The sequence below is a fragment of the Pseudomonas sp. MF6776 genome, from assembly GCF_016613125.1.
GTDB lineage: Bacteria > Pseudomonadota > Gammaproteobacteria > Pseudomonadales > Pseudomonadaceae > Aquipseudomonas > Aquipseudomonas iridis.
Genome location: NZ_JAENSQ010000064.1, coordinates 1 through 7592, shown reverse-complemented (window position 1 = coordinate 7592; position 7592 = coordinate 1). Strand labels below are relative to the sequence as shown.

11 protein-coding genes are annotated in these 7592 nt (G+C 57.2%); 2 read left to right on the top strand and 9 right to left on the bottom strand.

What is annotated here, in order from left to right:
- Window positions 1-806: 806 nt before the first annotated feature.
- The 5 genes from JJD74_RS30055 to JJD74_RS30035 all read right to left on the bottom strand — a co-directional run bounded on the left by JJD74_RS30055 (window position 807) and on the right by JJD74_RS30035 (window position 3704).
- Window positions 807-1073: a hypothetical protein gene (locus JJD74_RS30055; RefSeq protein ID WP_003464988.1), complete on the bottom strand. Its 267-nt coding sequence runs from the start codon at window positions 1071-1073 to the stop codon at window positions 807-809.
- Between the two features lie 169 nt (window positions 1074-1242).
- A complete protein-coding gene (locus JJD74_RS30050; protein ID WP_003464986.1) occupies window positions 1243-1524 on the bottom strand; it encodes a DUF427 domain-containing protein in 282 nt (93 codons plus the stop codon).
- 67 nt (window positions 1525-1591) lie between these two features.
- Window positions 1592-1864, bottom strand: a complete 273-nt coding sequence (gene grxC / locus JJD74_RS30045) for a glutaredoxin 3 (RefSeq protein ID WP_005005995.1) — start codon at window positions 1862-1864, stop codon at window positions 1592-1594.
- 453 nt (window positions 1865-2317) lie between these two features.
- The gene (locus tag JJD74_RS30040) at window positions 2318-3064 is read right to left on the bottom strand and encodes a ferredoxin reductase (protein ID WP_002118292.1); all 747 of its coding nucleotides are present in this window, start codon (window positions 3062-3064) and stop codon (window positions 2318-2320) included.
- Window positions 3057-3704, bottom strand: coding sequence for a sulfite oxidase-like oxidoreductase (locus tag JJD74_RS30035; protein WP_002118288.1), 648 nt, complete (start codon window positions 3702-3704; stop codon window positions 3057-3059). Before JJD74_RS30035 ends, JJD74_RS30040 begins: the two co-directional genes overlap by 8 nt.
- A 422-nt stretch (window positions 3705-4126) precedes the next feature.
- Between JJD74_RS30035 and JJD74_RS30030 the strand changes: the two genes are divergently transcribed.
- Window positions 4127-4597 (top strand): TlpA family protein disulfide reductase, encoded by a 471-nt coding sequence (locus tag JJD74_RS30030; RefSeq protein WP_003464979.1) that lies wholly within the window; start codon window positions 4127-4129, stop codon window positions 4595-4597.
- A gap of 325 nt (window positions 4598-4922) precedes the next feature.
- On the opposite strand, the gene JJD74_RS30025 is transcribed toward JJD74_RS30030, so the two are convergent.
- The 3 genes from JJD74_RS30025 to JJD74_RS30015 form a co-directional block, all read right to left on the bottom strand.
- Window positions 4923-5216, bottom strand: coding sequence for a DUF1330 domain-containing protein (locus JJD74_RS30025; protein WP_010591688.1), 294 nt, complete (start codon window positions 5214-5216; stop codon window positions 4923-4925).
- 58 nt (window positions 5217-5274) lie between these two features.
- On the bottom strand, window positions 5275-5706 hold the full coding sequence (locus tag JJD74_RS30020) for a GlcG/HbpS family heme-binding protein (RefSeq protein ID WP_005006001.1): 432 nt from the start codon (window positions 5704-5706) through the stop codon (window positions 5275-5277).
- A 72-nt stretch (window positions 5707-5778) separates the two neighbouring features.
- Complete coding sequence (locus tag JJD74_RS30015; protein ID WP_002118279.1) at window positions 5779-6792, bottom strand: zinc-binding alcohol dehydrogenase family protein; 1014 nt, start codon at window positions 6790-6792, stop codon at window positions 5779-5781.
- A gap of 75 nt (window positions 6793-6867) precedes the next feature.
- Here JJD74_RS30015 and JJD74_RS30010 point away from each other — a divergent pair, with 75 nt between their 5' ends.
- Window positions 6868-7035, top strand: coding sequence for a hypothetical protein (locus tag JJD74_RS30010; RefSeq protein WP_016487060.1), 168 nt, complete (start codon window positions 6868-6870; stop codon window positions 7033-7035).
- A 204-nt stretch (window positions 7036-7239) separates the two neighbouring features.
- Here JJD74_RS30010 and JJD74_RS30005 read toward each other — a convergent pair.
- On the bottom strand, window positions 7240-7592 hold a 353-nt coding region (locus JJD74_RS30005), incomplete at its 5' end, for a CorA family divalent cation transporter (protein ID WP_325167035.1).

Genomic DNA, 7592 nt, shown 5'->3' with positions numbered 1-7592 from the left:
TTACGAAAGTATTTATAATCGACGGTTCACGCTTAAACGGTTGAATCCTTTCGGGCTTCCGAATAGCTGTTAGCTGAAAGCTATCATGAGCTAAGTTTTCTGTGCATCATCAAATGTGTTAATGGGAGCGCCATAGTACTAGGTACAAATATGGCTCTAGGACAATGTTAGATGTTTTGGATTTTGAGGCGGATCGCTCTTATCGAAGATCGTCTAATTCGCTCTGAAGCGCAGGTTTTTTGAAACTATCACCTGGTTGGCACACTGTGCGAATCAACATCAGATATGAGAAAGCCAATCAGGTGAACACTACCCTCGAGGGCTCATCTGTCCAGTTAAAGCCTCGAGTCTTTCTGGGTGCGCAAAAGACAAGAAGGTTATATGGGAAAATTATGAGGCCTGGATACCATGCGTCATGGGCGTGCCGATGCTGTGAGTGACAGAGCGAGAAGCAAGTGAAAGTCCCTGAAGTAGGGGCGGGATGCGCCCGAGTGGCATTTTTTGTCTTAAGGTAGATCGCGTAGCTGTTCTTCAGAATAATCTTCAGAGCGTTGACGACAGCCATCGCTGTGCATTCCTCAAGAATAGAATGTGTCGGAAGGGTGGCGTCATTGGTGTTAGTCATCGCTTAGGATTTCTCAATCTGGCTTACACGGGCGCCTGTACCGATATCCCCGCGGATGGCGACGTATCGATGTTGAATTCCTCGCCAGACGAAGTGCAATGAGCTGCGGCTATAGGCTTGCGCAGCCTTAGATAGCCGGCCGTCGCAGGCGCGCCGGTTGGCCGGGATCTTCTTCTGCCCGTCAGGTGTCCGGTCGGAACTCCAGCACGAACGCTACGACCTTTTCGGCGGACATTTCGCACGGCTTCAACAATGTCCTATCTGATGTAACGCGGAAGAGGTTGAAGCTGACAATGTCAGTCCCGTCCAACTCCCTGGCGAACAGACTGTTGCGACGTCCGTCCCCAGATCGCCGGACGATCAAGCTGAAACGCCGGCCTTCATAAGTCCCTTCTCTGTATCCCTCCGCAAGCTTCGCGAAAGCGGCATCGAACTCGGAATGCTCCATGTCATCCATCCTTATTGATAGAACAGAGGCGCGGCGGGTGCGAGACCGCCAGTGCCGGGTCGCGCTAAGGTGCCGGGCAGATTCCTGCAGCCGACGAGGCCCGGGGTGGGCAGGATAATTGAGATGTCGGCGCCCGCATGGCTATCAGCGAAGTCGTCCGTCCAGTCTGCTAGGCAACGTCCACGCCTTTCCAGAAAGCGATGTAATCCCGGATACCCTCGGCATCCGGAGTGGGGGCGGGATAGGTCCAAGCGGCGTTCACGTTGAGCGCGTCACCCGCGCGAACATGAAAGAAGCGCGCGGCGCCTTTGATCGGACAGACAGATGTGTGCGGGCTCATCTCAAGCAGGCTCAGGTCGACTCCTGACGGTGGGAAGTAGTGATTTCCCTCGACGATGACTGTTTCGTCGCTTGTGGCGATAGTAGTGTCTTTCCAGATGGCTGAGACCAACGGACTCTCCTTTTGTATTCATCAACCGGCGAAGGCTCGCGGGCTGGCTGCCCCAAGCCGCACCTCCTCAGGTGGCAGGCGGGTTGCGCCCGAGAAGTTTGTCGAGCTCGCCTCTGACATCGAGCGCGAATAGCTCATCGGAGCCACCGATAAGGGTGCCATTGATGAAGATCTGCGGCACGGAGCTTCGCCCCGACGCTTCCGCCATGGCCTGCCGGTGAGCCGGATCCGCCTCAATATCGAGCTCCTTCCATCGCACGCCCTTTTCCTTGAGGAGCGCCTTCGCTCGGCGGCAGAACGGGCACCAATTCGTGGTGTACAGCAATACATCAGTTGTCATATTGCATCTCCGGCAGTTGCACGCGGATCGCTGTCATGGCGTTGATCTCCAATTCGCGGCGTTCAAAGATGGCGACTGCACCTTGGCCGACATCGGAGCAGATGCTGACGATTGGCCGCTATCCAGGCGACATGGCCCAAAGTGCTTTCACCGCCAGGCAGAGGCCGCACGCGCCTCCTGTAGCGCCGAGCCGATGCTCTAAGGTAACCGAGCCTCGATTGGGACGGAAGCGGTCCCGCTCGAATCGCCCATCATGCTGGTCGAGCATATCAGGACGACGGATAGTGCAGGAACTTTCAAATTGAGCTTGATGTCGAGCCAGGTATCGCGAGCGAAGGCGTTCTAGAGGCCGGGGGGTACGAAGACTGTGTTCGGCAAAACGGTTCACGTTGATCGCCAAAGCTTCCCAGGGCGCACGTCTACGATCGGCGCGACGTGAGATAGCTCGCGCCGCTAGCCCCCGTAGCGCTCCGTCTTGATGATGGAGGCGTCCAAGCCCGCCAGCAGCGCGCTATCGGTTGCGATGTTGACGAATCCGTTAGACCCGCAGACGAACACTTGCGTCGGCTTTCCCTGAAGCCTGGTTAGAATTTCTTGGACCATCATGCCGTCGATCCGTCGCGCAAAGTCCGATGCGCGAACCGGTTTCTCGCGCGTAATCGCGAGCGCCAGGACGAACGCCGGATCGCTGATTTCGATGCAATGAAGTTCTTCTGAGAAGAGAACGTCCTCGGCGGTTCGTGCGGACAGGAGCAACGCTGTCGGAACGGCTTGGGCCAATGCGCGGCGCTGCCGGATCATTGCCATCAACGGCACGAGGCCGGAGCCTCCCCCGATCAACAGAACCGGATCTATGGCAGGCTCAGGCCAAAGGAAATGGCCACCGAGCGGACCGCGAACTTCGATTTCGTCACCAATCGCCGCGATGTCGTGAAAAAACGGCGAAACTTCGGCATCCGGCATGCGCTCGATAGCTATCTCGACGATCGGGGTCGAAACTGCCGATGACGCGATCGAGTAGCTGCGCATTGCACTGTAGCCGTCGGGCGCGGTCAGCCGGATATCGACGTGCTGACCTGCGGTGTGCGCGAACGGCTTGCTCAACCGAAGGAAGAAGCTCTTGATACTCGGTGTTTGCTGGATGATGTCGTCGATCACGCATGATTGCCACGAACGGACTTGCGCTTCGTTTTCAGTCATGGGTGTATCGTTGTTCGCGCCACGGATCGCCGTAGATGTGATAGCCGTGCAGCTCCCAAAAGCCGGCCTCGTCACGCGTCGTGAATTGCAGCGCATTCACCCATTTGGCGGATTTCCAGAAGTAAAGGTGCGGCACTAGAAGACGCGCCGGCCCCCCATGATCGCGGGAAAGTGGCTTGCCCGCATAACTGAGGGCGACCATCGCTTTCCCGGAAAGCAGATCCGTCAGAGGGACGTTTGTCGAATAATTATCGTAGCAGTGCGCCAAGACGAAATCGGTAGGCCGATCAAGCTCTGCATCTGCAAGGATGTCTTCAATGAGTACACCCTCCCAAACGGTATCCAGTTTGGACCAAGAGGTGACGCAGTGAATATCCTTTGTCACCTGGGTCTTTGGTAGAGTGTTGAATTCGCCCCAATTCCACGTTTTGACGGGCTTCGGACCAATTTTGACTGTGAATTTCCAGTCGGAGGGCTCTACCCTCGGCGTAGGGCCGGCCGACAGAACAGGGAAATCCTCCACCAGATGCTGACCTGGCGGAATCCGATCGGACTGGTCGCCTGAACCGCGACCGGTGAAACCTCTGGTGACCATAGTGACCCCTCTTGCTCGATACGGCAGACCGAAGCCGGCCTTCATTTCAGTACTCTGCGTAAAGCATTTGCCCGCACATCCGCCGAATAAGCCAATCGACTAAAAATCAGATACAGATGCTCTATCATCGTAAAAAATCGCGTATCGAACATAGCGTCAGGCCAGCATGATTCCCAATACCCAATGGCTATAGGGTAGATAACCCCAAGGCTGCGTACGCTGATCTGCGGTATGCGGAGCGGAAGTTGCAGGTTCGCTCTCAAACGGATGGGCAGCGTGCAAAGCTCAAGGCTCACCAGCGCATGGTTGCCCAGTTCGCGCTCGCCGGCAGCTTGAGTATATTAAGGACGAAATGTCGATCTGATCTATTCTGGCTTCAGGAAATAGGGAAAATAAGGTCGGACGTTCGCGCACCGTCGCGACGCGCGATCATCCACTAAGCTTCTGTATCGGGGTTGGAGGATCAGATGAACGAGATCGAACGACAAGCGCCTGAGCTGCGGGTGCAAAAATGGATTGGCAAAGATGGGGAAAGTATCGCGCCGTTCAAACTGTCAGATATCGGGCCCGGCCCGAAAATCTTGTTTGCCTTCCAGCATTGGTGCCAAGGTTGCCATTTGCATGGGTTTCCGACGCTACAAAAGTTGCATGCAGCGTTGAGCTCAAAAGACGTGGGGTTCGCAGTGATCCAGACCGTCTTCGAAGGAACGCATGAGAATACCTTCGAGAAGTTGCGCGTGAACCAGCTCAAGTATGAGCTTCCTATCGTTTTCGGTCACGACGAGCAACCGACCGGCTCGCCGTTTCCAACCTTCATGGAAGACTACCGCACACGAGGAACTCCGTGGTTTACGGTTATCGACGCTGGCGGTAGCATTGTTTTCTCGGACTTCCATCTCGACGCGGAGCGACTAGTGAAGCAACTTGAGCAAGGTTAATCGTTGGAAGGTGGGCAATCATCCTGATTGCCACCCATCCCCTGATGCCCACTACAGGCGTTGCGCGCTGTAACTCTGTTGATCAGCGTGCGAAAACCCGGATCCGGATAGGAGGAGCGTCAACGATTGAATCAATCCGTTGGGAGAGGGCGGCTCCGCTCCGTCAGCTCGGCAATAGATAACCCATTCTCGCCGAGCAACTCTCTGATCCGATCGACGATATGAGCCCCTAGCGCCGCTGTCTTGGTCCCCCCCACAGATTCCCAAGATGCGAGTTCACACGCCGATACCTCGTGGTCAGCGCCGAAGTGCTTCTGTCGGTATGTCACCGCCGCCCTTCAATGATAAAGGCGCGGTAACGGGAACCGGCAAAGCGTTGAGCAGCGATGGTTTGGTAGGCGGGACTGTCATACCAGTCGCGAGCGGCCTGCATCGTCGGGAAACGCAAGATTACGGCCCCTTCGATGGGCGGCCCCTCCAAATGCTGGATCGCGCCATAAGCGGCGAGAAAGGTAACGTCGTGACCATCGAACGATGGTCCGACGCCTGCAGAATAGGTTGCGAGTGCATGTGGGTCGCTGGTTTCTTCCCGCGTAAAGACGACGAACGCTTCCATCATTAGGCCTCTCAAAGGTTGGATCTGTTGGCCATTACCACCGGTGATGGCCTCACAGTCGTCAGGCTGGCAACTGGAACCCGATTTTCATGAGTGCCTCGACGCACGCATCCTGATCCTGCTGATAGTTGCCTCCGGAGATGCCTATGCCGCCGATCAACTTCCCATCCTCCAGAATCGGATAACCGCCGCCGACAGCGACCATCCGAGGGCGATAGGCTAGCGGCGCCACTTTTGGATCGTTGGTCACATAGTCGTTCCAGACATGGGTCGGGAACCCAAACGAGGCGGAACTCCAGGCCTTGTCGATGGCAACATCGACGGTAAGGAACGGCGCATCGTCGGTGCGCTCGAACGCGCGCAGGTTACCGGTGGCGTCGACGACGGCGACGGCAGCCGGGATGCCGATGGCACGGGCCGCAGCGAGCGCCGCGTCGATGAGGGCGACTGCGGTTTCGCGGTTGATCGAGGCGGTGGCAATAGATTTGGTCATGGGATTCTCATCGCTGGGGCATAACCCGTTCGGCTTTTTGAGGTTGGACAAGATGTTTGGCGATCGCGGTCGTTAGAAGCCTTCGAGGACGATCTTGCCTTTAGCCGCGCCACTTTCGATCAGTGCATGCACCGTCTTCAGATTGGCGGCATTGATCGGCGACAGTCGCCGGGTCAGCGTCGTGCGGATTTTGCCGTCGTCAACCAGCGCTGCCATCGCATCCAGAATCTCGCCCTGCTCATTCATGTCGGGCGTGCCGTAGATCGACCGCGTGAACATCAGCTCGTGGTGGATCGACACCGCCTTGCGCTTGAAAACCATGATATCGAATGCCTTGGGATCGTCGATCAGTCCGAACCGTCCTTGTGGGGCGATCAGTTCGGCGATGTCGGCGACATGTTGCTCGGTATGTGTGGTCGAAAAGACGAAAGCGGGAGCACCGATGCCGAGTTCGGCGATCTGTGGCGCGAGCGGACGAGAATGGTCGATGACGTGGTGAGCTCCAAGCCCTCTTACCCACTCTTGGGTTTCCGGTCGAGAGGCTGTGGCGATGACGGTGAGGTCCGTGCGCTGTCGCGCGATCTGGACGGCGATCGACCCAACCCCGCCCGCGCCACCGATGATGAGGATCGCCTCCGCCGCACCGGGTACGGGCTTCGCCACGTCCAGGCGGTCGAACATCGCCTCCCAGGCCGTCAACGTCGTCAGCGGCAGCGCCGCCGCTTCCGCCCAGGAGAGCGACGCAGGTTTGTGACCGACAATCCGGGCGTCGACGAGATGGAACTCCGCATTGGTACCGGGCCGTGTGATCGATCCGGCATAATAGACCTCGTCGCCTAACTCGAACTGCGTGACGTCGGGGCCGACCTCGCGCACAATCCCGGCGGCATCCCATCCCAGCACCTTCCAATCGCCATCTGCCGGCGGCGTGCTGTTGCGGACCTTGTAGTCGACCGGGTTGACCGAGACGGCCTTCACCTCAACCAGGATATCGTATCCTGCAGCGACAGGCCGAGGCAGATTGATGTCGACCAGCGCGGCATCCGCGGCGATGGGTCCCGGAACCTTGTAACCAATGGCTTTCATAAATGTCTCCAGCTTGCTTGATCGGATGACGCGAATGCTCGTTAGTCAACTTCTTCTACATTGAGGTCCCGACTCTTGAACTGGGTCGCGGTAGCAGATTTCATCGAACACGTCGATCAACAGGCCCTTATGCTCGGTCGCCGGATCGGTGATCGCGTAGAGGGTGGAGGCGTTATCGCCATCATCACCGCTTCCGAGGCGAAACGCCGCGTCGACGCAGATGCCGCACGGACCGATGGTTGATCCTGGCTCGAGATCGACGAGATTGCTGTCCTTGACGCGCTATTCGCGGTCTTAGCCCTTGGCGATGAAGGACTGAACTGCTTGTAGAGCGTCGGTCAGCTGCTATGTCATGGACGCACCTTCATCTTGAGTTGGATTGGACAAGCTTCCGTATAAGGCCCGCTGTAACCGTCAGATGACGGCGAAGAAAACGATGGGCAGTATTCACAGCCACTTAGCCTTCTTGAAGCGCACAAATAGGAAAACGCACGATATCGCTATCACTCCGAGCACGACAAAGTATCCGTAGGCCGTGTCCAGCTCCGGCATGTGCTTAAAGTTCATGCCGTATATTCCAGCGATCGCCGTCGGGACTGCCAGTATTGCCGCCCAAGCCGCCAGCTGGCGGGTGATCACCCCCGTCCTTTGCGCTTCAAGAAGGCTGCTGGCTTCAAAGACCGTGGACAGGACAAGCAGGAGGCCGTCGACCATGGACTGCACGCGGTGGACATGGTCCGCGACGTCGTGGAAATATGGTGTCATTTCGGCGCTGATGCAGGGAAAGTGGCCGCGAACGA